Origin of the sequence: Paraburkholderia kirstenboschensis (assembly GCF_032806925.1) — a bacterium.
GTDB lineage: Bacteria > Pseudomonadota > Gammaproteobacteria > Burkholderiales > Burkholderiaceae > Paraburkholderia > Paraburkholderia kirstenboschensis.
Genome location: NZ_CP136513.1, coordinates 743,452 through 765,905, shown reverse-complemented (window position 1 = coordinate 765,905; position 22,454 = coordinate 743,452). Strand labels below are relative to the sequence as shown.

Sequence of the window (22,454 nt, the reverse complement as noted above, 5' to 3'; positions counted from 1 at the left end):
GCAGAGAAATCTAATTTACTCCCACTCGATCGTTGCCGGCGGCTTCCCCGAGATGTCGTACACGACCCGGTTGATCCCGCGCACTTCATTGATGATGCGGTTCGACACGTGCCCCAACAACTCATGCGGCAGATGCGCCCAATGCGCGGTCATGAAGTCCAGCGTCTGCACGGCGCGCAACGCGACCACGTACTCGTAAGTGCGGCCGTCCCCCATCACGCCGACGCTCTTCACCGGCAGAAACACCGCGAACGCCTGGCTCGTCAGGTCGTACCAGGACTTGCCGGTTTCCTTGTCGATGAACGTGCGCAGCGTCTCGATGAAAATGGCGTCTGCACGGCGCAGCAGGTCCGCGAAATCGCGCTTCACTTCGCCGAGAATCCGCACGCCCAAACCCGGGCCGGGGAACGGATGGCGATACACCATAGCCGGCGGCAAACCGAGCTTCACGCCGAGTTCGCGCACTTCGTCCTTGAACAGTTCGCGCAGCGGTTCGAGCAGCTTCAGATTCAACGTCTCAGGCAGGCCGCCCACGTTGTGGTGGCTCTTGATAGTCTGCGTCGCCTTCTTGCCCTTGCCCGCCGATTCGATCACGTCCGGATAGATCGTGCCTTGCGCGAGCCACTTGGCGTCGGTGAGCTTGCCGGCTTCCGTCTGGAACACCTCGACGAACTCCGCGCCGATGATCTTGCGCTTCGCTTCCGGGTCGGTCACGCCTTCCAGCTTGCGCAGGAACACGTCGCTTGCGTCGACATGAATCACCTTCACGCCCAGGTGATCCGCGAACGTAGCCATGACCTGCTCGGCTTCGTTCAGGCGCAAGAGGCCATGATCGACGAACACGCAAGTGAGTTGATCGCCGATCGCGCGATGCAGCAGCGCCGCCGCCACCGACGAATCCACGCCGCCCGACAAGCCCAGGATCACATGCTCGTTGCCGACCTGCTCGCGAATCTTCGCGACTGCTTCGTCGATATAGTGGCCCATTTCCCAGTCGGGCCGCGCGCCGCAAATCTGCAGCACGAAGCGCTCGAGCATCGCACGGCCTTGCACGGTGTGCGTGACTTCCGGATGCCATTGCAGGCCGTAGAAGCGGCGCGTCTCGTCGGCCATTGCCGCGATGGGGCATGATTCCGTCGACGCCATCAGCGCGAAGCCCGGCGGCATTTCGAGCACCTTGTCGCCGTGGCTCATCCACACCTTCAGCATGCCGTGACCTTCCGGCGTGGTGAAGTCGCTGATGCCTTCGAGCAGGCTGGTGTGATTGCGCGCGCGCACTTCGGCATAACCGAACTCGCGCAAATGGCCGATGTCGACCTTGCCGCCCAGTTGTTCGGCCATGGCCTGCATGCCGTAGCAGATGCCGAGCACCGGCACGCCGAGTTCGAACACCGCTTGCGGCACGCGCGGCGTGTCCGTTTCGGTGACCGAACTGGGGCCGCCGGACAGGATCACGCCCTTCGGGGCGAAGTCGCGGATGAACGAAGCATCGACGTCGTAAGGATGAATTTCCGAATACACGTTGGCTTCGCGAACGCGACGTGCAATCAGTTGGGTGACTTGCGAACCGAAGTCGAGGATCAGGATCTTGTCATGCATGGCAGCGGACGGAGTCAAAAGTGAGCGGATACGGAATGCCGCGCACGAAGCGCGGCGTTGAATTCAAAGCGGTCCACGCGGACACGCGGGCCAGCGGATGCGATGGCGAAACGCGATGATGAAGCCAGTGTGCGCCTGACCCGCCACAGCTGCAGAGGCCTGCCTGGGGCACGCGCGTACGGATTGCGGTTGCTTGGGCGAATGCAGTGGCGCGCGGCGCGTCAGCCATGAAACGGGGGCCGGGGCGCATTGGGCGCATCGGCAGCGGCATTGCGGGCTTCGTCGCGCGCGGCAGCAGCTTCCGCGCGTGCAGCGCGTTCCGATGCGCTGAGGCCGGGCTCGTCGGCCGGATGCAACGGCGCGGAAGATGCCGAACCGAGCGGCCGCGTGGCCGGAGCAGCAGGCACGGCCGTCGCAGCGGGCATAGCCGGCTCGACGAGTGGCTCCGCGCGATACACCGGGAAGCCCGCCGTGGCAGGAACCACGGGCTCCCGCCGGCTATCCATGCTGGTTGCTGTGTTGCCGGCCGCTTCGTTCGCCGCCCTGTTGGCCGCATTCTTTGCGGCGTCTTTCGCAGCCTGCTTTTCGGCACGCTCGGCGGCAGTGGCTTCAGCGACGAGCAACTTCTCGCGCCGCCGCACCGCGCCCGACAACCGCACGCCGCCCAGACCCAGCACCAGCAGCACCACACCCGTGAGCACCGCGACGATCTGCCCGAAGCCGGTCAGCGCCGGCGTATGCAAACCGAGCAGCCAGACCAGCATCAGCACGCCGGTCAACCAGTTCACGTGGCCCACAACCCTTGCAACCGACGACGTCAGCCCACCGTCGATCGACGCATGCAACGCGAGCCACGCGAGCCCGATCAACGCAACGCCAAACGCCTGGCCGACCAGCGCCGGCTGCGTTTGCACCAGCAGCAGCGCGTTGTACAACGAAGTCCACGGCGTCAGCAGGAACAGCAGGCCGAACGCGAGCAGCAACAACGCGTCGACGATGAGTACAGCGCGCAGCAATGGCTTCATTGGCGTTTAGTCCACGTGGTAGTTGGGCGCTTCCTTGGTGATTTGCACGTCGTGCACATGCGACTCGCGCAAGCCCGCGCCCGTGATCTGCACGAACTCGGCCTTGTCGTTCATCTCGGCAATCGTGCGGCAGCCGCAGTAGCCCATGCTGGCACGCACGCCGCCGATCAGCTGGAACAGGATCGCGTTGACCGAGCCCTTGTAGGCGACGCGGCCTTCGATACCTTCCGGCACCAGCTTGTCGATGTTCGCGGAGTTGTCCTGGAAGTAGCGGTCCGCCGCTCCGTCCTTCATCGCGCCGACCGAACCCATGCCGCGGTACGACTTGTACTGACGGCCCTGATACAGGAACACGTCGCCGGGTGCTTCTTCGGTGCCGGCGAACATGCTGCCCATCATCACGGCATTTGCGCCCGCTGCGAGCGCCTTGCTGACGTCGCCCGAAAAACGCACGCCGCCGTCTGCGATGACCGGCACGCCTGTGCCTTTCAGCGCTTCGGACACGTTCGAGATCGCAGTGACTTGCGGCACCCCGACGCCGGCGACGATTCGCGTCGTGCAAATCGAGCCCGGGCCGATACCGACCTTCACACCGTCCGCGCCGTATTCGACGAGCGCCTTGGCTGCCGCCGCGGTGGCGATGTTGCCGCCGATCACCTCGACGTGCGGGAAGTTCTGTTTGACCCAGCGCACGCGCTCGAGCACGCCCTTGCTGTGACCGTGCGCGGTGTCGACGACGATCACGTCTACGCCCGCCTGAACCAGCAGTTCGACGCGCTCTTCGTTGTCCTCGCCGACGCCGACCGCCGCGCCCGCGCGCAGCTTGCCGTGTTCGTCTTTACAAGCGTCCGGGTGCTCGGTCTGCTTGGTGATGTCTTTCACCGTCATAAGGCCGCGCAGTTCGAATGCGTCGTTGATGACGAGCACGCGCTCCAGGCGGTGGCTGTGCATCAGCGCCTTGGCTTCGGCGAGCGGGGTGCCTTCCTTGACGGTCACGAGCCGCTCACGCGGCGTCATGATGTTGCGCACCGGCTCGTCCAGACGCTCTTCGAAGCGCAGGTCGCGATTGGTGACGATACCGATCAGCTGCGCGCCCTCCACCACCGGGAAGCCGGAAATGCCATGCTGTTGCGACAGCGCAATGACGTCGCGCACCTTCATTTGCGGCGGTACCGTGATCGGATCGCGCACGACGCCCGACTCGAAACGCTTCACCTTGGCCACTTCACGCGCCTGCTCGGCCGCCGTGAGGTTCTTGTGGATGATGCCGACTCCACCCATTTGCGCCATGGCGATAGCGAGGCGGGCTTCGGTGACGGTGTCCATAGCGGCGGACACGAGCGGCATATTCAGGGAAATATTGCGGGTCAGCCGGGTCTTGAGGCTGGTGTCGCGCGGCAGAACATCGGAGAAGGCCGGGACGAGGAGCACGTCATCGAACGTGAGTGCTGTTTGGATCAGACGCATGGCAAATCCTATAGGCGCAAAAGCGAATTATACGCGATACCTCCCCGCTTTTCACTGCGCGAACAGCAGCTTAGCGAATTTCGGGGGCTTTTTTTCGTGGCTTCGCGCCCGCGATTTCGCTTCGTCTTTCGCCTCGGGTTCGATCGCGTTTCGTTTGCTCGCCTCGAATGCAGAATCAAACAAGACGCGCCGGGCGCCCAACGGCTAATCTGCGGACCATCCCGGTTTTCTTGCAGGAGCAGTCGATGCAGCGCGGTGTCGCATATGGAGTGATAGCTGGAGCGTTGTGGGGCATGGTTTTTCTGGTCCCGCGCGTGCTGCCGGATTTTTCGCCGCTTCTGCTGTCCGCAGGCCGCTACACGATGTACGGCGTCGTCTCGCTGGCGGCAGCGCTGCCAATGGCGCGCTCGCTCGTCAAACGCCTGACTCGCGAGGACCTGGTCGCGCTCGTCAAGCTCGCGCTGGCCGGCAATCTGCTGTATTACCTGCTGCTGACCGCCGCTGTGCACCTGGTCGGTGTTGCGCCGGCGTCGCTGATCGTCGGCGTGCTGCCCGTCACGGTGACGCTCATGGGCCGCGGCGACCACGGCGCGGTGCCGCTCTCCCGCCTCGGCTGGCCGCTCGCGATGGTGATGGCTGGCATCGCCTGCATCAATATCGACGTCTTCACGGTCGCCGACGCCACGCCGGTCAGCGTTCTCACCAAAGTGCTCGGCCTCGCCTGCGCGGTCGGCGCGCTCGGCTGCTGGACCTGGTTCGCGGTCGAAAACGCTCGCTACCTGCAGCGGCAGACGCATTTCAGCGGCAACGAGTGGTCCGTGTTATGGGGCGTGGTGACGGGCATGCTCGGCGCCGCGCTCTGGCTCGCGGCCGCCGCGCTGCCGCCGGGCGGCCCGCAAGGCGAACTTGCGCCGGGCCGCTGGCACAGCTTCTGGATGCTCAATCTCGGTCTCGCGATTGGCGCGTCGTGGCTCGGCAACGGGCTGTGGAACGCGGCGTCGAAGCGGCTGCCGCTCACGCTTTCCGGCCAGCTGATCGTGTTCGAAACGCTGTTCGCGCTGCTCTACGCGTTCATTTACGACGAACGGCTGCCGCGGCCGCTGGAGATCGCCGCGATCCTGTTATTGGTGGCGGGCGTGTGCTGGTCGGTGCGTCAACATGCGGATGACGACTCCGGAGGCGCCGCGCCAATTGGGAAGAAGGCGCACGGTTCGGCGCCTTGAAGCGAGCGGTGCGCCCACGAACCGGCGCGCCTACCGCGAATCCTTGTTCTGCCAGCGGCGCCCTTCGATCGAGCCCGCCTTGCGGGTTTTCTCGACGCGGCGTTGGCGCGACACCTTCGGGTCCACCAGCAGCGGCCGGTAGATCTCGACGCGGTCGTGATCGGCCAGCGCCGTATCGAGTGGCTTGAGCTTGCCGAACACGCCGACCTTCTGCGTGCCGAGATCGATCTGAGGATAACGCTGCAAAATGCCGCTGGCCTCGATCGCCTGCATGAGTGTGGCGCCCGCGGGCAGTTCGACGGCGATCAGCACCTGCTCGGTGGCGAGCGCATAACAGACCTGAACGGACAGACGTTCGCTCATGCCTTGCCGTAGCGCTGATCGGCGCGCTTCACGAACGATTCGACGAATGTATTGGCGATGTGATTGAACACCGGCCCAATGATCTTCTCGAGGATGATGTTGGTGAACTCGTAGTGCAGCGCGAATTCGATCTTGCAGGCGTCCGCGCGCAGCGGCGTAAAGCGCCAGAAGCCGGTGAATTTGCGAAACGGGCCGTCAGCGAACTCCATGTCGATACGCGTGGGCCGCTCCATGCTGTTGTGCGTGGCAAAGTGCTGCTTGATACCCTTGAAGTTGATGTCGATCTTCGCCTCCATGCTGGATTCGTCCCGATGGCGGATCTCCACTCCTCCGCACCAGGGCAGGAAGTTGGGGTAATCGGCAACGTCGGTGACGAGGTCGAACATCTGTTCCGCCGAATGGCGGATCAACACGGTTTTCTGGACATCTGCCATAGATTGAACAGCGCGCGGCGAGGGTGGGCAAGCGGGTTGAAAAGCGCGGCGGGCTTTCCTTGCCCCGCTTTGCTAAAATCGTGATTTTAAACGAGTTGGGCACTTTCCATTCATGAGCATTATCGACAACAGAAAAGCCTTCTACGACTACTCGGTCGAAGAACGCTATGAAGCAGGGCTCGTGCTCGAAGGATGGGAGGTCAAGGCCTTGCGCGCCGGCCGTGGCCAGATCAAGGAAGGTTACGTCGTGATCCGTAACAACGAACTGTTCCTGATCGGCACGCATATCAGCCCGCTGCCCGAGGCCTCGACCCACATCACGCCCGATCCGGTCCGCACACGCAAACTCCTCTTGCATAGCGAGGAAATCAGCAAACTGATCGGCAAGGTCGAGCAGCGCGGCTACACGCTCGTGCCGCTGAACTTCCACTACAAGGGCGGCCGCGTCAAATGCGAAATCGGTCTCGCCAAGGGCAAGAAGCAGCACGACAAGCGCGAAACCGAGAAAAAGCGCGATTGGGAACGCGAAAAGGCGCGTCTGATGCGCTCGCCGGGCTAAGGTCTTACACGATCTGCGTCGTTCGCTTTACGCGACGCGGGAGAAGTGTCGCGCGGATATGGCCGCACTTCGCCCGAGGGCGCCGCGTCTTTTTTCACCAGATCTAACGAAAATGGCCCGCACTGATGCGGGCCATTCTTTTTTCGCGCGACATTTCCGAAGGCACTCAGGGGCCGGCTCGCCCGCGTCTCGTTCGGCTCGGTCAGCGCCGGCCGGACAGCACATCGGCTATCCATGTGCTCAGCGCGCGTCCGCGACGCCCTTGCCTTTATTCACGATGGCGAGCGCCGACGCGATCATCGAACTCATGTCGGACAGGTTGCCAGGCACGATCAGTGTGGTGCCCTGCTTCGCCAGATTGCCGAACGCGTTCACGTATTGTTCGGCGACCTTGAGGTTCACCGCCTCCATGCCGCCGTTCGACTGAATCGCAGCGGCAATTTTCTGGATGGCCTGCGAATTTGCGTCCGCAACGGCAAGAATCGCCGCGGCCTGACCTTGCGCCTGGTTGATCGCCGCCTGCCGCTCGCCTTCCGATTTCTGGATCGCCGCTTCGCGCCCGCCCGACGCGATATTGATCTGCTCCTGCTTGCGCCCTTCGGACGCCGCGATCAGCGCGCGCTTCTCACGCTCGGCGGTGATCTGCGCCTGCATTGCGTGAAGGATTTCCTTTGGCGGCGTCAGATCTTTGATCTCGTAGCGTAAGACCTTCACGCCCCAGTTCGCCGCAGCTTCGTCGAGCGCGGAAACAATGGCGTGATTGATGAAATCTCGCTCCTCGAACGTCTTGTCGAGTTCGAGCTTGCCGATCACCGAGCGCAGCGTGGTCTGCGATAACTGTGTGATCGCGAACACGAAGTTGCTCGACCCATACGACGCCTTCATCGGATCCGTAACCTGGAAGTACAGCACGCCATCCACCTGCAGTTGCGTATTGTCGCGCGTGATACAGACCTGGCTCGGCACTTCGAGCGGAATTTCCTTGAGAATGTGCTTGTACGCAATCCGGTCGACGAAAGGGAATACGAAGCTCAAACCCGGCGTCAGCGTACTGTGATAGCGGCCGAGGCGCTCGAGCACCCACGCGTGCTGCTGCGGCACGATCTTGATGGTCTGCGCCGCCAGCACGATCACGATGACCAGGAACACCGCCCCGACGATGGTCGAATCCATATCTGCCCTCCAAAACCGTTAGTTGGTTTAATTAATTTCTGCGAGGCCCGCCGGTCAATGTCAAAGATGCGCCGCATTGGGCCGCGCGTGCTGTCTCGCGGCGACAACGAGGCAACTACCGCGCAACTCCCTGATCTCGTAAGTGTGCGCATCTTCCGGCTCTCCGGGCGCGAGTTCGACGTCCCAATCCGCGCCGCGATAGCTGACTCGCGCACGACGCTCGTGCCAGGCCGGCACGTTCACCGTCTGTCCGATGTCGAGATTGACGTCCGGGTTTCTTGACGCCTCCGTGCGCCTTCTACGGCCGAAACGCGAACGCCGCAGCACGAGCACCGCTGCGAGCGCGACGATTGCCGCGACGGCGAACTGCATGTCTGCTGCAGCGCCCGCGATATGCGCGATGGCCGCAGCGACGCAGCCGAGCGCGATCGTCAGCAAATAGAAAGTGCCGCTGAGCAACTCCAGCACGACCAGCACACCGGCCCCGACCCACCAGAACAGTCCACCTGGCGCCACGTCGACCTCCACAAAGCAAAACACCCCGGATCTACCGGGGTGTTTATAGCACGAAGCGGATGCGGATCACCGGCATTGAACGTGCGGTTGGACCTACCTTTGATGCGCCGTTGATATGCCGCACCTTTCGTCATCCGTGCCGCTTAGGACGCGGCACGCGCAACGCTTACTTCGTCGACGATTTCGCCAGCTGCTGCCATGTCTCGATGATCGTGTCCGGGTTCAGCGAGATCGACTTGATGCCTTCATCCGTCAGCCATTGAGCGAAGTCGGGGTGATCCGAAGGACCCTGACCGCAGATACCGACGTACTTGTCCAGCCGCAGGCACGTTTCGATCGCGCGCTTGAGCATGAACTTGACCGCCGGGTCGCGTTCGTCGAAATCGACGGCCAGCAGTTCCATGCCGGAGTCGCGGTCGAGGCCGAGCGTGAGTTGCGTCAGGTCGTTCGAGCCAATCGAGAAACCGTCGAAGAATTGCAGGAATTCTTCGGCCAGAATCGCGTTCGACGGCACTTCGCACATCATGATGAGACGCAGGCCATTCTCGCCGCGCTTCAGGCCGAACTTCTCGAGCAGCCCGACCACGCGCTCCGCCTGCTTCAGCGTACGCACGAACGGCACCATGATCTCGACGTTGTCGAGGCCCATCTCTTCACGCACCTTCTTCAGCGCGATGCATTCCATCTGGAACGCTTCGGCGAAGTCTTCGGCGATGTAGCGCGACGCGCCGCGGAAGCCCAGCATCGGGTTCTCTTCGTCCGGCTCGTAACGCGAGCCGCCGATCAGCTTCTTGTACTCGTTCGACTTGAAGTCCGACAGACGCACGATCACGGGCTTCGGATAGAACGCCGCAGCGATCGTCGCGATACCTTCTGTCAGCTTGTCGACGTAGAAAGCGCGCGGCGATGCGTGACCGCGAGCGACGCTTTCCACGGCCTTCTTCAGGTCCTGATCGATGTTCGGATATTCGAGAATCGCCTTCGGATGAACGCCGATGTTGTTGTTGATGATGAACTCGAGCCGCGCGAGACCCACGCCTGCATTCGGCAGTTGCGAGAAGTCGAAAGCCAGTTGCGGGTTGCCGACGTTCATCATGATCTTCACCGGAATCGGCGGCAGGTCGCCGCGCTGCACTTCGGTGATTTCGGTTTCGAGCAGACCGTCGTAGATCTTGCCTTCGTCGCCTTCAGCACACGAGACGGTGACGAGCGAGCCCTCTTTCAGCACGTCGGTCGCGTCGCCGCAGCCCACCACGGCCGGCACGCCCAGTTCGCGCGCGATAATCGCCGCGTGGCAGGTGCGCCCGCCACGGTTCGTAACGATCGCCGATGCGCGCTTCATCACCGGCTCCCAGTTCGGGTCGGTCATGTCGGCGACCAGCACGTCACCCGGCTGCACACGGTCCATTTCCGACGGATCGTGAATCACGCGCACCGGACCCGCGCCGATCTTCTGGCCGATCGCGCGGCCGGTGGCCAGCACGTTCGATTGTCCCTTCAGCTTGAAGCGCTGCTCCGCCTTGCCGGTGGCCTGGCTCTTCACCGTTTCGGGACGTGCCTGCAAGATGAAGATCTTGCCGTCACGGCCGTCTTTGCCCCACTCGATGTCCATTGGACGCTCGTAGTGTTTTTCGATGATGACCGCGTATTTGGCGAGCTCGATCACGTCTTCGTCGGTGATCGAGAAGCGGTTGCGCTGTTCGTGCGGCACGTCGACAGTTTTCACACGGCCTTCTTCACCGGCCTTCGTGAATTCCATCTTGATCAGCTTCGAGCCGATCGAACGGCGGATGATCGGATATTTGCCTTGCGCAAGCGTGGTCTTGTAGACGTAGAACTCGTCCGGATTTACCGCGCCTTGCACGACGGTTTCGCCCAGACCATAGCTCGACGTGATGAAAACCGCGTCTTTGAAGCCGGATTCGGTGTCGAGCGTAAACATCACGCCGGCCGCGCCGACGTCCGAGCGCACCATGCGCTGCACGCCCGCCGACAACGCGACTTCAGCATGCGTGAAGCCCTTGTGGACGCGATAGGAAATAGCGCGGTCGTTGTACAGCGACGCGAACACGTGCTTCATGCGATCGAGCACGTCTTCAATGCCGACCACGTTGAGGTAGCTTTCCTGCTGACCCGCGAACGATGCGTCCGGCAAGTCTTCCGCCGTTGCCGACGAACGCACGGCAAACGAAAGCTCTTCGGGCGAGCTGTTTTGCAAGGTGTCGAAACCTGCGCGGATGTCAGCCTCGAGTTGCGGCTGCAGCGGCGCTTCGATGATCCATTGGCGGATCTCCTTGCCCGCTTCGGCCAGCGCCTTCACGTCGTCGACGTCGAGCGTCTCGAGACGTTTGGCGATGCGTTCGGTCAGATTGTTGTGATGCAGGAAGTCGCGGAAAGCCAGTGCCGTCGTGGCGAAACCGGTCGGCACGCGCACGCCCGCTTCGGCGAGTTGACTGATCATCTCGCCTAGCGACGCGTTCTTGCCGCCGACAATCTCCACATCGGTCATCCGCAACTGCTCGAACGGAACTACATACGCCTTATCCTTTGCGACGGTAACTGCGTTAGTCATACAAGCCCCTAAGTGTGAAAGAAATTCACGGCTGTGCAAGTGGGCTCGAACGCGAGACGCTTATTGGAAGCGTGACCTCGCGTCTTGCACAACCTGTTGGAGAAGCAATCGCTTGCGGCGCTGATGCAACGCGCTTGCGCAATGCATCACCTCGGCAAAGAAGGCGACGAAGCGCGCGAATGGTGGGATTTAGCGATCGATGCGCCGCAATCCGTGCCGTTTTACGCCCGATAGCGTAGCGTTGAACCACCGTTCGCGGCGAGTTAGCCGCCAATCGCCTGCAATTGCTTATCCAACAGGTTGCCGCTATTCTACCGTGCCGACTCTCGAAATGTGACAGTCGGACGAGAATTGCGCCTCGAACCGCGCCCGGACCGCCTGCGCGGCTCTTTCGATGTTTTTCAAAGAGTCCACGAGTGCGTCCCGGCGCAGTAGCGATGCCCACGGCGCGTTGTTTGACGCCGCTGCTTTGCGGTCAGCCACCGCGCAGCGAAATCAACCAGCGATGTTCCATTCGAGCGCTTTTTGCCGCTCACGTTCCCTGCCCCACTGATGCCGCCCACCGTATTCATCGTCTCCGACGGTACCGGGATCACTGCCGAAACCTTCGCGCATTCGATCCTCTCCCAGTTCGACCAGAAATTCCGCCTGGTTCGCGTGCCTTTCGTCGACTCGACGGAAAAGGCCTACGCCACGCTCGAAAAGATAAACGAAGCGATCCAGCAGGACGGCCGTCGCCCGATCGTGTTCACGACGCTCGTGGACAGCGCCTCGAATCAGATCGTCAAGGGCTCGAATGCGCTCGTGCTGGACATGTTCCAGACGTTCGTCGAGCCGCTCGAACAGGAACTGGAACTGAAGTCGAGTCACGCGATGGGGCGCGGCCACCAGAACGCGGACACCGAGGAATACAAGAACCGGATCGAGGCGATCAACTTCTCGCTCGCGCACGACGACGGCCAGTCGAACCGCAATCTCGCCGATGCCGACGTGATACTCGTTGGCGTGTCGCGCAGCGGCAAGACGCCGACGAGCCTGTACCTGGCCATGCAGTACGGCGTGAAAGCGGCCAACTATCCGCTGATTCCGGAAGATTTCGAGCGAGGCAAACTGCCTACGCCGCTATTGGCGCATCGGCAGAAAATGTTTGGATTGTCGATCGATCCGCAGCGCCTGTCGGAGATCCGTAACGAGCGCCGGCCGGGCAGCAAATACGCCGCGCCGGAGAATTGCCGTTACGAGATCAACGAAGCCGAAGCGATGATGCGTCGCGAAGGGATCAAGTGGCTGTCGTCGACGCACAAGTCGATCGAAGAGATTGCGACCACGATCCTGCAGGAGATCAAGCTGGACCGGCCGTCTTATTGAGCAGCGGGAAAACGCGCGTCGCAGTGCATGTTCGCGGCGCGCTGTTGTCTGCATTGCTCGAATACGCACACAGCGGCCGCGGCCGCGACATTGAGCGACTCCATGCCGCCCGGCTGGGGAATCGTCACCCGCAATGAGACGGCGTCACGCCAGATTTGCGATACGCCGGCCCCTTCGTTGCCGAACACCCACGCAAGTTGTCCGCTCAGGTCGCAGTCGTAGATCGCCTCTGCGCCGTGCGAGTCCGTGATCACGACAGGCACCGCCAGGCGTTCGATCAACGTCTGCACTTCGACATCTTCGTGGATCTGCAGCAGGAAGTGTGCGCCCATGCCCGAGCGCAGCACCTTGGACGACCACGCGTACGCCGTGCCCGGCGCGCAGAACACGTGTTGAATACCCGCGGCGGCTGCGCTGCGCAAGATCGAACCCACGTTGCCTGCGTCCTGCACGCCGTCGAGCACGACGCATGTTCGCGCGACCGTCTCCGGCAGCGGCGTGTCGAGCTTTTCCACGAGCAGCAGAATCCCGACGCCGTGCACGACATTCGACAACTGTCCGAACAGCGCATCCGGCAACGTTACGATGCGCTGTTCGTCGATGCGCGAAACGATGGCCTGAGCTTCGTCGTGACGAAGCGCGCCGTCGGTGACCACGCACATTTCCGGCTGCCCGGCGACATCGAGATAAGCGCTCGCGAGATGGAAACCTTCCAGCAGCGCATGGCCGCTTCGACGCTGTTGATGCGTCGAACCGGCGAGCGCCTTCAGGCGTTTATAGAGCGGATTGTCCCGCGAGGTGATAGCTTTCACAGGCAGCGAAGACGGTGAGGGTCAGGAAAAAGGTTAGCGGGTTGGCGAGTGAGCGGAGTTGGCGGGGGTAAAGCGTTACGCTTGCTGCAAATCGCGGCATCGGGTGTGAATGGAGCCGCCTGCCACGTTCGCGCGATACTCACGCGCCGCTGTGTTCGCCGAACGCGTCACGATCGAGCATTGCTTCGTCCAGCATGCCATGCGCCAACATATCCGGCACGACGATAACTTCGCCTGCGGGCAGCGGCACCCCAGTGCCGAATCGCAAATGCGCCTCGCGCACGGGCGCGAACGAGCGCCGGTGATGCTCGCAGGGACCGTGCTCCCGCAACGCCGCGAGGTGCTGCGGCGTGCCGTAGCCCGCATGCGCATTGAAGCCGTACAGGGGATAAGTCTGATGCAATTCCAGAAGCATCCGGTCGCGCGTGACCTTGGCAAGAATCGACGCCGCCGAAATGCATTTCACGAGCGCGTCGCCACCAATCACTGCTTCGCTACGAACGCTCAATGTAGGGCAGCGATTACCGTCGATCTTCACCAGCGTGGGCGTGACGGACAGCCCTTCCACCGCGCGCTTCATTGCCAGCATGGTTGCGTGGAGGATGTTCAGCGAATCGATTTCTTCGACGGTTGCCGATGCAATGCAATACGCAAGCGCGCGGTCGACGATCTTGTCGTACAGCTCGTCACGCTTTTTGGCGCTCAGCGCTTTCGAATCGTCGAGGCCGCGAATCATCGGCTTAGACGGATCGAAAATGACGGCCGCAGCCACGACCGGACCGGCCAGCGGTCCGCGCCCTGCTTCGTCCACGCCGCAAATAATGTCGTCGGGCGTCTCGAAGTTCAGGCCGACCTGCCGGCCGGCCGATCCGGCCGCGCCTGCGACGGCCGCGGTCTTGCGACGTGGCGCGCGCGCGTTGGTGCGTTCGTTGCTCACGGCCGCGCCTTGCGCTTTTCGACGACGCTCGCGACGACTTCCGCCGCACGCTGCGCGGTGTTTTGCTTCAGCACGTGATGCATCTCCGTGAAGATTTCCGTCAGCGTGCGCCGGTTGGCTTCATCGCGCAACTGTTTCAGCGTGGCTTCGGCCAGCGCTTGCGGCGTTGCGAAATGCTGGAGAATTTCCGGCACCACGAAACGCCCCGCCAGAATGTTCGGCAAACCGACATACGGCAGATAGCCCTGCCGGCGCATGATCTGGCCGGTCAGCCAGGGCACCTTGTACGAGATGACCATCGGCTTTTTCAGCAGCGCCGCCTCGAGCGTGACGGTGCCGCTTTTCACGAGGATCGCGTCCGCGGCCGTCATGGCGAGTTGCGCCTGGCCGTCGGTAATTGTCAGCGCGAGGCCGGGGTGCGAGTCGACCAGCGGGCGCAGCATCTCTCGCAACGCGGGCGTCGCCGCCGGCATCACGAAGCGGAGACCGGGCTCCTGATGCTGCATCATTTCCATCGCCGCGAAGAACGTTGGCCCGATCAGATCGATCTCCGAGCGGCGGCTGCCCGGCAGCACCGCGATGACAGGGCCGCTTTCCGCGATACCGAGCGTCCGGCGCGCGCCGAGCGTGTCGGGTTCTAGCGGAATTTCGTCGGCAAGCGGATGACCCACGTACGAAGCCGCGACGCCCGCTTTTTCGAGCAGCGCCGTTTCGAACGGGAACACGCACAGCATATGGTCGACGGCCTTCGCGATCTTTTTGATGCGCCCGCCGCGCCACGCCCAGATCGACGGGCAAACGAAGTGAATCGTCGGAATGCCCGCCTCGCGCAACGGATGTTCGAGCCCGAAGTTGAAGTCAGGCGCGTCCACGCCGACGAACACCGCGGGCGGCTCGGCCAGCAATTGGCGCTTCAGGTCGTTGCGAACACGCAGGATTTCGGGAATGTGCCGCAGCGCTTCGACATAGCCGCGCACGGACAGCTTTTCCATCGGCCAGTGCGCGTCGAAACCCGTGGCAATCATGCGCGGGCCGCCGATCCCGTAGTAGTGCGTGGCGGCAGGCAGGCGGCTCGCGAGGCCGTTCAGCAGCGACGACGCCAGCAGGTCGCCGGACGGCTCGCCGGCCACCATCGCGATGCGTAGCGGACTGGGTTGCAATGCCATCGCTTAGCGGATGATGCCGCGCTGCGACGCTTCGACGAATGCCAGCAGCGTTCGCACCGGCTCATCGCCGTCGCCGCCGGCCGACGCCAGCTCACGCAACTGCACTTTCGCTTCTTCGAGCGACAGGCTGTTCTTGTACAACAGGCGGTACGCGGAGCGCAGCGCCGAAATCGCGTCGGGCGAGAAGCCGCGGCGGCGCAGACCTTCGACGTTGATGCCGTGCGGCTCGGCCTTGTTGCCGGCCGCGATCACGAACGGCGGAATGTCCTGCACGAGCGCCGAAGCGCCGCCCAACATGGAATGAGCGCCGATGCGCACGAACTGATGCACGCCCGACATGCCGCCGACGATCGCATGGTCGCCAATGGTCACGTGGCCGGCCATCTGTGCGTTGCTCGACAGAATCACGTTGTTGCCGACGTGGCAGTCGTGCCCGATGTGCACGTACGCCATGATCCAGTTGTCGTCGCCGAGCGTGGTCACGCCCGCGTCCTGGACCGTGCCGGTGTGGATCGTGGTGAACTCGCGGATCGTGTTGCGGTTGCCGATTTCGAGCCGGGTGGGCTCGTCTTTGTACTTCATGTCCTGCGGACGGCCGCCGACCGATGCATAGTGGCCGATCCGGTTGTCTTCGCCGATCGTGGTGTGGCCTTCGACCACGCTATGCGAACCGACGGTGGTCCGGGCGCCGATCGTCACATGGGCGCCGATCACCGCATACGGTCCGATTTCGACGGATTCGTCGAGTTGTGCGCCCGGTTCGACGATCGCAGTGGGATGAATCCTGCTCATGCGTCCTCGCTTCTGATTCTGTTGCGTTGTCTGGATGGGCTGGGTCGCGCCGGCTGCCCGAACAGTGACTCAGGCGTCTTTGTCGGTATGACGCACCGCGCACATCAGGTCTGCTTCCGCCGCCACCGCGCCGTCCACCTCGGCACGCGCCTTGAACTTCCAGATGCCGCGCATATGCCGCTCGAACGTGCAGTTCAGGATGAGCTGATCGCCCGGCTCCACGACGCGCTTGAAGCGCGCGTTGTCGATACCGACGAACAGGTACAGCGTGTTCGACGGGTCGCTCGGCTCTTCCGAGAACGTGAGGAGCGCTGCCGTTTGTGCGAGCGCCTCGAGAATCAGCACGCCAGGCATGACGGGACGCGTCGGAAAGTGTCCCTGGAAATACGGCTCATTGATCGACACGTTCTTCAACGCTTTGATGCTCTTGTGCGGCTCGAGTTCGAGCACCCGGTCGACCAGCAGGATCGGGTAACGATGTGGCAGCAGCGTGAGAATCTTATGAATGTCGAGATTGATTTTTTCGGTGCTCATGGTGTTTCTGCTCACGCATTGACTGCGCGATGATGACTGCGGATGCTGGTGCAGGTGGGTTGGTAACGCGTGCTGCCGGCGCTCGCCGTGACCCGGGGCCGTGCCACCGGGTCACGGCAACCGTCTTCGCTTCCTGATATTCGCCCGCCATTTTACGCGGTACTGGCGGGCCGCCCAGAAATCTAGCTTTTGTCGCTCTGTGAATTGCCCGTCGCGCCGGATGCCGCAGGCGCTGACTTGCTGGCCGGCTTTGCGTCCGGCCGGTCAGCCGCGGCAGTTTCCAGCGCCTTGATACGGTCGCGCAGCTTGTCTATATTGCGCAGCAGAGCCGCGCTTTTGTTCCAGTCAGCGTGGTTCACGGCCGGGAATGCGCTCGTGTACATACCGGGCTTGAGCAGCGACTTCGACACGCCGGACTTCGCGGTGACGATGACATAATCGGCGAGCGTCACGTGCCCGGCAATCCCGACCGCGCCGCCGATCATGCAATGACGGCCGATGGTCGTGCTGCCCGCGATACCCGCGCAACCGGCGATTACCGTGTAGGCGCCGACCTTGCAGTTGTGGCCGATCTGCACCAGGTTGTCGATCTTCACGCACTCTTCGATGATGGTATCGGCCATTGCGCCACGGTCGATCGTGGTATTCGCGCCGATTTCGACATCCGCTGCAATCGATACGCCGCCAACTTGCGGAATCTTCACCCAGCTACCGGTACGCGCTTCGCCTTCGCCGACGAAATCCGGCGCGAAGCCGAACCCGTCGGAGCCGATCACCGCGCCCGCGTGCACGATCACGCGCTCGGCGAGCTTGCAGCCGTGATACACGGCCACATTCGGATAGAGATGCGAACCCGCGCCGATGCGTGTGCCGCGGCCAATGACGACATTCGCGTCGAGCCGCACGTTTTCGCCGATGACCGCGCCGGCTTCGACCGTAACGTGCGGTCCAATCACCGCGCTCGCGGCGATCTGCGCGGACGGGTCGATCGTCGCACTCGGATGAATGCCGGGCGCGAGCTTTGGCGTAGCCAGGTCGATGAAGGTTTGCGCGACGCGCGCGAAGTAAGCGTACGGATTCGGCGTGACGATGAAGTTACGGGCGCTGCGGGACGTGAGCTTCGCCAGGTCGTCGGCATTGATCAGCACGGCGCCGGCCTGGGTCGTCTCCACTTGCGACAGGTACTTCGGGTTGGCGAGGAACGCCAGCTGGTCCGGGCCTGCCTGGTCGAGCGGCGCGAGGCTGCCGACGCGCTGCGAACCGTCTCCTACTACTTCACCGCCGAACCGTTGGACGATGTCCTCGAGCGTAAATGCCATGCCTGTCCTGTCTCCTGCTGTTCAGTGCGTCTTGTCAGAGTCACCGGTTGGAGCCTCGCCCCGGCGCGCCCTGCATAGTCCGAGCGCGGGTCTGGCGTGCTTCGGGTTCGCGTAACGCTGATTTGGAGGCCACCAGACGGCGTGCGCCGTGCGCGGCGTTTGCATTCAACGCCCTTGCCGAGGCCGCCTTTCAACCGCTGCTTGCAACGCTGCTGCCTGTGCTCTCAGTTGCCCGAAGCCGCGAGAGCCTTGAGCACCTGATCCGTGATGTCGATGCGCGGGCTCACATACACTGCTTCCTGAACGATCAGGTCGTAATGTTGCGCCTCGGCGATCTGCTTGATCACCTTGTTCGCGCGGTCCAGCACCGCCGCCAGTTCTTCATTGCGACGCTGATTCAGGTCCTCGCGAAACTCGCGCTGCTTGCGCTGAAAGTCCGTGTCGAGTTGCGACAGATCGCGCTGCTTTTGCGCGCGATCCGCCGACGACATCGACACACCGCTCTTGTCGAGCGAATCGGACATCGACTTCAGCTTCTGCGCCATGTCCGCGAGATCCTTGTCGCGCTTGGCGAACTCGCCCTCGAGCTTGACCTGTGCCGCCTTTGCCGCAGCCGATTCCCGCAGAATCCGGTCCGAATTCACCGCGGCAATCCTGGCTTCCTGCGCGTGCGCTACTCCGACGCCCAGCGTCATTGCCAGCGCCAGCGCGCAAGCCACACGTTTCGAAAACATACCGGTTAGCAAAGTGATCCTCTCGATACTGTTGTTTGGCGAGCTGTCCGCAAAGCGGATCAGAACGCCGTTCCGATCTGGAACTGGAACTTCTGGTACTGGTCGCCCGTATGCTTGGTGAGCGGGAAGCCCAAGCTCAGCTTGAGCGGTCCGATCGGCGAGATCCACGCGAGGCCGACACCGTAGCCGTAACGCAGACCGTTAGCGCCATTCGACGTGGCGGCGGTGCTCGCGTCCGCCCACACGTTACCCGCGTCCAGGAACGTGAACACGCGCAGGGTTCGATCATAGCCGGTGCCCGGCAGCGGGAATGTCAACTCGATATTGCCGACAAGCAGCTTCGAGCCGCCGATCGGGTCGCCGGTGGTCGCGTCGCGCGGGCCGAGCGAACTCGGCTCGTAGCCGCGGACCGAACCGATACCGCCCGCATAGTAGTTCTTGAAAATCGGGTATGGCTTGCCGCCCATGCCCTTGCCGTAGCCGCCCTGGAAGTTGAAGCCCAGCACGAAGCCGCGCGAGAACGAGTAATAGTACTGCGCGTTGATGTCGGCCTTGTAATACTGGGTGCCGCCGATCGGCGTGCCGTATTCGGCGTTTGCCTGCGTGAAGTAGCCACGGCTCGGCACGAGCGCGCTATCGCGCGCATCACGCGACCAGCCTACCGTGAGCGGCACGTTGTTCGACACGCGGCCAAAGTCCTGAACGTATTGCTTATACGACGCGGGCGTATTGCTGTCCACGTCCAGCTGGTTCTGCTCGAGACCCGCGCCGAAGTACACCGTATCCACTTCGGAGAACGGAATACCGAACTTCAGGTCGCCACCAATCGTAACGATCTTGAAGCTCGAATCGGTCGAGTAGTACAGCGGCTGATAGGTACGGTAATAGACGTCGGTAATACGCTTGATGCCGTCGACCGTGAAGTACGGATCGACCTGCGTAACCGTCAATGTGCGGTAGGTTTTCGCGGTATTGATGTTCACCGCGAGGCTCGTGCCCGAGCCGAACACGTTGTCTTGCGAGACGCCGGCCGACAGCACCACCTTGTCGGTCGACGAAAAGCCCGCGCCCAGCGTAATCGCGCCTGTCGGCTTTTCAGCGACCTTGACGTCAACATCGACCTGGTCAGGCGTGCCTTCGACGGGAATCGTGGTCACGTCGACGTCGGTGAAATAGCCGAGACGGTTGATACGGTCTTTCGACAGTGCAAGGCGGTTCGAGTCGAACCACGAGCTTTCGAGCTGACGCATTTCGCGGCGCACCACTTCGTCGCGCGTGCGTGTATTGCCGACCACGTTGATGCGGCGCACGTAGACGCGGCGGCTCGGGTCCACCTGGAGCGTCAGGTCGACCTTGTGGTTTGACTGATCGATTTGCGGCTGCGCGTTGACGGTAGCGAATGCATAGCCGTATTCGCCCAGTTTGTCGACGATGGCCTTGGTGGTGGCCTGCAGCTTTTCAGCCGAGAAGCGGTCGCCCGGTTTTATCTTGATGAGCTTGGCCAACTCCGGCTCGCGGTCGAGCAGATTGCCGGCGAGCTTGATGCTCGAAATCGTGTACGGCTCGCCTTCATGCAGCGTGACCGTCAGATACATGTCCTTCTTGTCCGGCGTGATCGACACCTGGGTCGACTCGATATTGAACTCGAGGTAGCCGCGGTTCAGGTAATACGAGCGGACATTTTCGAGGTCGCCGGTGAGCTTGTCTTTCGCGTACAGGTCGTTCTTCGTGTACCACGAGAACCAGTTCGGCGTGGACAACTGCATTTCGTCGCGCAGCGTGCCTGTGCTGAACGCCTTGTTGCCGATGAAGTTGATCTGACGGATCTTGGCGCTCGGCCCTTCGGCCACCGAGAACAGCACCGAGACGCGATTGCGGTCGATCGGCGTGATCGTGGTCGTGACTTCGGCTGCGTAGTAGCCGCGCGTCAGGTACTGACGCTTCAGTTCCTGTTCGGCCTTGTCGACGAGTGCCTTGTCGTAGTAACGACCTTGCGACAAACCCACGGCGCGCAGCGCCTTGGTCAGGTTTTCCTTGTCGAACTCGTGAATGCCCGCAAAGTCGATCGTGCCAATGGCCGGACGCTCCAAGACCTGCACGACGACCACATTGCCTTCGGTCGCGATCTTGACGTCGTTGAAGAAGCCCGTTGCGTACAGTGCGCGAATGGCTTCCGATGCCTTGTCGTCGCTGAACGTGTCGCCCTGCTTGATAGGCAGATAGGCGAACACGGTGCCAGGTTCGACGCGTTGCAATCCCTCGATCCGGATGTCTTGCACCACGAAGGGCGTGGTTGCGTGAGCAACCAGCCCATGCGCGGCGAATGCCGCGGTTATAACCGTCTTCGGAACAAAGCGATGAGGTTTAAACAACGTGCTTCCCCAGTGTGTATAGCTGCATCAGGTCGGACGGTCGCCATTGTTAGCGCCGCCGGACACTTTAAAAGTGGATTAAACGAGCGAGATCGTTGAACAGTGCAATCGCCGACAAAGCGACGATGCAGGCGAGACCCGCCCTCTGAAAAACGAGTTGCCAGCGATCGGAGACAACTTTACCGGTCACAGCTTCAACCAAATAATATAACAGATGACCCCCGTCCAATACCGGAATTGGTAGCAGGTTCAGTACACCGAGGCTAATACTGACGAGGGCCAGGAACGACAGAAATGCAGAAGGACCGAGACGTGCGCTCTTTCCCGCGTAATCGGCGATCGTCACTGGACCCGACAGATTTTTCAGCGAAGCGTCGCCGACGATCATGCGGCCGAACATACGCACCGAATAAACCGCCAGATCCCACGTACGGCGCGCGCCCAGTTGAAGGCTTTCGAAAGGTCCATAACGCACGTTGATCGACGGCACCTGGGTCGCCAGTTCGGCGCCGATGCGGCCGACCTGCTGCCCCGTTGCCGGGTCGCGCTGTGCCTGCGGAACGATGCTGATGTCTTCGAGTTTGCCCTGCGCTTCACCCTGCGCTTGACCCTGCATCTGGCCGCCGGCCGCGCGCTCCACTTGCAGCGTCAAAGGCTTGCCGGCGTGCGATTTTACATACGCGATGAAGGCCGTGGCGTTGTCGGTTGCGACGCCGTTGATCGCGCGCAAGCGGTCGCCCGGAACAAGCCCGGCTTTCTGCGCCGCGCTGCCCGGCTGCACACCCGCAACGGTCAGCTTGCCGCCGCCGGGTTCAAAGCCGAGGCGCGACATGAAGTCGTCGTCTACGTCCTTTTCGCCGACACCGCGCAGGTCGAGTTGGAAGTCCGACGTGCCGCCCGGGCCTTTCGCGCTCAGCACAACACGCTTGTGATCGAAGGCCGCGCCGAGCAGCTTCCAGCGCAAGTCCGACCAGGATCGCACCGGCTCGGAGTCGGCAGCGTTCTCCGGGCGCACGGCGACCACCGTCTCCCCGCCTTCGAATCCGGCGACGGCAGCCGCCGTGTTCGGCGCGGGCACGGCCAGAATGGCGGCGGGCTCTGTGACGCCGGTGGCGAACACGAGGCCGAACAGCACGATGGCCAGCAGAAAATTTGCAACCGGGCCGGCCGCGACGATCGCGATACGCCGCCACACCGACTGCCGGTTGAACGCATGCGGCAACGCTTCGGCGGGAATCGGCGCGTTGCCTGTCTCACGCTCATCGAGCATCTTCACATAGCCGCCGAGCGGCAGCGCGGCCACGGTCCATTCGGTGCCGCTCCTGGGACTGACCCACTGAAAAAGCGGCTTGCCGAAGCCGATCGAAAAGCGCAGCACCTTGACGCCGCACAGCCGCGCCACGCTGTAATGCCCATATTCGTGGACGACCACAAGCACGCCAATCGCAACCGCGAAGGCGAGCACTTCGATCAGCAGATTCATAAGCGC

At 62.5% G+C, this 22,454-nt stretch carries 20 protein-coding genes; 3 read left to right on the top strand and 17 right to left on the bottom strand.

Going from position 1 to position 22,454, the window contains the following annotated elements:
* Nucleotides 1-15 precede the first annotated feature (15 nt).
* From guaA to guaB, 3 genes are all read right to left on the bottom strand, one after another.
* Nucleotides 16-1,599: a glutamine-hydrolyzing GMP synthase gene (gene guaA, locus RW095_RS26055; RefSeq protein ID WP_027775308.1), complete on the bottom strand. Its 1,584-nt coding sequence runs from the start codon at nucleotides 1,597-1,599 to the stop codon at nucleotides 16-18.
* A gap of 221 nt (nucleotides 1,600-1,820) precedes the next feature.
* Nucleotides 1,821-2,624, bottom strand: coding sequence for a hypothetical protein (locus RW095_RS26050; protein ID WP_317021719.1), 804 nt, complete (start codon nucleotides 2,622-2,624; stop codon nucleotides 1,821-1,823).
* 6 nt (nucleotides 2,625-2,630) lie between these two features.
* A complete protein-coding gene (gene guaB / locus RW095_RS26045; protein ID WP_317021718.1) occupies nucleotides 2,631-4,091 on the bottom strand; it encodes an IMP dehydrogenase in 1,461 nt (486 codons plus the stop codon).
* Between the two features lie 245 nt (nucleotides 4,092-4,336).
* Here guaB and RW095_RS26040 point away from each other — a divergent pair, with 245 nt between their 5' ends.
* A complete protein-coding gene (locus RW095_RS26040; protein WP_317021717.1) occupies nucleotides 4,337-5,314 on the top strand; it encodes a DMT family transporter in 978 nt (325 codons plus the stop codon).
* 30 nt (nucleotides 5,315-5,344) lie between these two features.
* Here RW095_RS26040 and RW095_RS26035 read toward each other — a convergent pair whose 3' ends face one another.
* Nucleotides 5,345-5,677, bottom strand: a complete 333-nt coding sequence (locus RW095_RS26035) for an RnfH family protein (protein WP_317021716.1) — start codon at nucleotides 5,675-5,677, stop codon at nucleotides 5,345-5,347.
* Nucleotides 5,674-6,111, bottom strand: coding sequence for a type II toxin-antitoxin system RatA family toxin (locus RW095_RS26030; RefSeq protein WP_317021715.1), 438 nt, complete (start codon nucleotides 6,109-6,111; stop codon nucleotides 5,674-5,676). Before RW095_RS26030 ends, RW095_RS26035 begins: the two co-directional genes overlap by 4 nt.
* 112 nt (nucleotides 6,112-6,223) lie before the next feature.
* On the opposite strand from RW095_RS26030, the gene smpB reads away from it, so the two are divergent.
* Complete coding sequence (gene smpB, locus RW095_RS26025; RefSeq protein WP_020065648.1) at nucleotides 6,224-6,670, top strand: SsrA-binding protein SmpB; 447 nt, start codon at nucleotides 6,224-6,226, stop codon at nucleotides 6,668-6,670.
* A gap of 240 nt (nucleotides 6,671-6,910) precedes the next feature.
* Here smpB and RW095_RS26020 read toward each other — a convergent pair whose 3' ends face one another.
* The 3 genes from RW095_RS26020 to ppsA form a co-directional block, all read right to left on the bottom strand.
* Nucleotides 6,911-7,843, bottom strand: a complete 933-nt coding sequence (locus RW095_RS26020; protein ID WP_317021714.1) for an SPFH domain-containing protein — start codon at nucleotides 7,841-7,843, stop codon at nucleotides 6,911-6,913.
* 60 nt (nucleotides 7,844-7,903) lie between these two features.
* Nucleotides 7,904-8,359: an NfeD family protein gene (locus RW095_RS26015; RefSeq protein ID WP_317021713.1), complete on the bottom strand. Its 456-nt coding sequence runs from the start codon at nucleotides 8,357-8,359 to the stop codon at nucleotides 7,904-7,906.
* Nucleotides 8,360-8,525: 166 nt separating this feature from the next.
* The gene (ppsA, locus tag RW095_RS26010; protein WP_317021712.1) at nucleotides 8,526-10,931 is read right to left on the bottom strand and encodes a phosphoenolpyruvate synthase; all 2,406 of its coding nucleotides are present in this window, start codon (nucleotides 10,929-10,931) and stop codon (nucleotides 8,526-8,528) included.
* A gap of 552 nt (nucleotides 10,932-11,483) precedes the next feature.
* Between ppsA and ppsR the strand changes: the two genes are divergently transcribed.
* Complete coding sequence (gene ppsR, locus RW095_RS26005) at nucleotides 11,484-12,299, top strand: posphoenolpyruvate synthetase regulatory kinase/phosphorylase PpsR (protein WP_013338896.1); 816 nt, start codon at nucleotides 11,484-11,486, stop codon at nucleotides 12,297-12,299.
* Here the strand turns inward: ppsR and RW095_RS26000 are convergent.
* From RW095_RS26000 to rseP, 9 genes are all read right to left on the bottom strand, one after another.
* Entirely contained in the window at nucleotides 12,293-13,111 is an 819-nt protein-coding gene (locus RW095_RS26000) for a TrmH family RNA methyltransferase (RefSeq protein ID WP_317021711.1), read from the bottom strand. The two genes, ppsR and RW095_RS26000, sit on opposite strands and share 7 nt — an antisense overlap.
* A gap of 139 nt (nucleotides 13,112-13,250) precedes the next feature.
* Nucleotides 13,251-14,048, bottom strand: a complete 798-nt coding sequence (gene rnhB / locus RW095_RS25995) for a ribonuclease HII (RefSeq protein ID WP_317021710.1) — start codon at nucleotides 14,046-14,048, stop codon at nucleotides 13,251-13,253.
* Complete coding sequence (gene lpxB, locus RW095_RS25990) at nucleotides 14,045-15,214, bottom strand: lipid-A-disaccharide synthase (RefSeq protein WP_317021709.1); 1,170 nt, start codon at nucleotides 15,212-15,214, stop codon at nucleotides 14,045-14,047. The genes rnhB and lpxB overlap by 4 nt, the downstream gene beginning before the upstream one ends.
* 3 nt (nucleotides 15,215-15,217) lie before the next feature.
* Complete coding sequence (gene lpxA, locus RW095_RS25985; protein ID WP_317021708.1) at nucleotides 15,218-16,006, bottom strand: acyl-ACP--UDP-N-acetylglucosamine O-acyltransferase; 789 nt, start codon at nucleotides 16,004-16,006, stop codon at nucleotides 15,218-15,220.
* Nucleotides 16,007-16,075: 69 nt separating this feature from the next.
* Nucleotides 16,076-16,540, bottom strand: a complete 465-nt coding sequence (gene fabZ, locus RW095_RS25980) for a 3-hydroxyacyl-ACP dehydratase FabZ (protein WP_020065638.1) — start codon at nucleotides 16,538-16,540, stop codon at nucleotides 16,076-16,078.
* A 182-nt stretch (nucleotides 16,541-16,722) separates the two neighbouring features.
* Nucleotides 16,723-17,859, bottom strand: a complete 1,137-nt coding sequence (gene lpxD / locus RW095_RS25975) for a UDP-3-O-(3-hydroxymyristoyl)glucosamine N-acyltransferase (protein WP_128586272.1) — start codon at nucleotides 17,857-17,859, stop codon at nucleotides 16,723-16,725.
* 224 nt (nucleotides 17,860-18,083) lie between these two features.
* The gene (locus RW095_RS25970) at nucleotides 18,084-18,605 is read right to left on the bottom strand and encodes an OmpH family outer membrane protein (protein WP_317021707.1); all 522 of its coding nucleotides are present in this window, start codon (nucleotides 18,603-18,605) and stop codon (nucleotides 18,084-18,086) included.
* A gap of 47 nt (nucleotides 18,606-18,652) precedes the next feature.
* Complete coding sequence (gene bamA, locus RW095_RS25965; RefSeq protein WP_128586270.1) at nucleotides 18,653-20,965, bottom strand: outer membrane protein assembly factor BamA; 2,313 nt, start codon at nucleotides 20,963-20,965, stop codon at nucleotides 18,653-18,655.
* A gap of 67 nt (nucleotides 20,966-21,032) precedes the next feature.
* Nucleotides 21,033-22,448, bottom strand: a complete 1,416-nt coding sequence (rseP, locus tag RW095_RS25960) for an RIP metalloprotease RseP (protein ID WP_317021706.1) — start codon at nucleotides 22,446-22,448, stop codon at nucleotides 21,033-21,035.
* Nucleotides 22,449-22,454 lie beyond the last annotated feature (6 nt).

What these genes read in the sequence shown, in the direction of transcription:
- RW095_RS26040 (WP_317021717.1), top strand. Translation starts at nt 4,337, where the DNA reads ATGCAGCGCGGTGTCGCATATGGAGTGATAGCTGGAGCGTTGTGGGGC.
- RW095_RS26035 (WP_317021716.1), bottom strand. Translation starts at nt 5,677, where the DNA reads ATGAGCGAACGTCTGTCCGTTCAGGTCTGTTATGCGCTCGCCACCGAG.
- ppsA (WP_317021712.1), bottom strand. Translation starts at nt 10,931, where the DNA reads ATGACTAACGCAGTTACCGTCGCAAAGGATAAGGCGTATGTAGTTCCG.
- lpxD (WP_128586272.1), bottom strand. Translation starts at nt 17,859, where the DNA reads ATGGCATTTACGCTCGAGGACATCGTCCAACGGTTCGGCGGTGAAGTA.
- guaA (WP_027775308.1), bottom strand. Translation starts at nt 1,599, where the DNA reads ATGCATGACAAGATCCTGATCCTCGACTTCGGTTCGCAAGTCACCCAA.
- guaB (WP_317021718.1), bottom strand. Translation starts at nt 4,091, where the DNA reads ATGCGTCTGATCCAAACAGCACTCACGTTCGATGACGTGCTCCTCGTC.
- smpB (WP_020065648.1), top strand. Translation starts at nt 6,224, where the DNA reads ATGAGCATTATCGACAACAGAAAAGCCTTCTACGACTACTCGGTCGAA.
- lpxA (WP_317021708.1), bottom strand. Translation starts at nt 16,006, where the DNA reads ATGAGCAGGATTCATCCCACTGCGATCGTCGAACCGGGCGCACAACTC.
- rseP (WP_317021706.1), bottom strand. Translation starts at nt 22,448, where the DNA reads ATGAATCTGCTGATCGAAGTGCTCGCCTTCGCGGTTGCGATTGGCGTG.
- ppsR (WP_013338896.1), top strand. Translation starts at nt 11,484, where the DNA reads ATGCCGCCCACCGTATTCATCGTCTCCGACGGTACCGGGATCACTGCC.
- lpxB (WP_317021709.1), bottom strand. Translation starts at nt 15,214, where the DNA reads ATGGCATTGCAACCCAGTCCGCTACGCATCGCGATGGTGGCCGGCGAG.
- RW095_RS26030 (WP_317021715.1), bottom strand. Translation starts at nt 6,111, where the DNA reads ATGGCAGATGTCCAGAAAACCGTGTTGATCCGCCATTCGGCGGAACAG.
- fabZ (WP_020065638.1), bottom strand. Translation starts at nt 16,540, where the DNA reads ATGAGCACCGAAAAAATCAATCTCGACATTCATAAGATTCTCACGCTG.
- RW095_RS26050 (WP_317021719.1), bottom strand. Translation starts at nt 2,624, where the DNA reads ATGAAGCCATTGCTGCGCGCTGTACTCATCGTCGACGCGTTGTTGCTG.
- RW095_RS26020 (WP_317021714.1), bottom strand. Translation starts at nt 7,843, where the DNA reads ATGGATTCGACCATCGTCGGGGCGGTGTTCCTGGTCATCGTGATCGTG.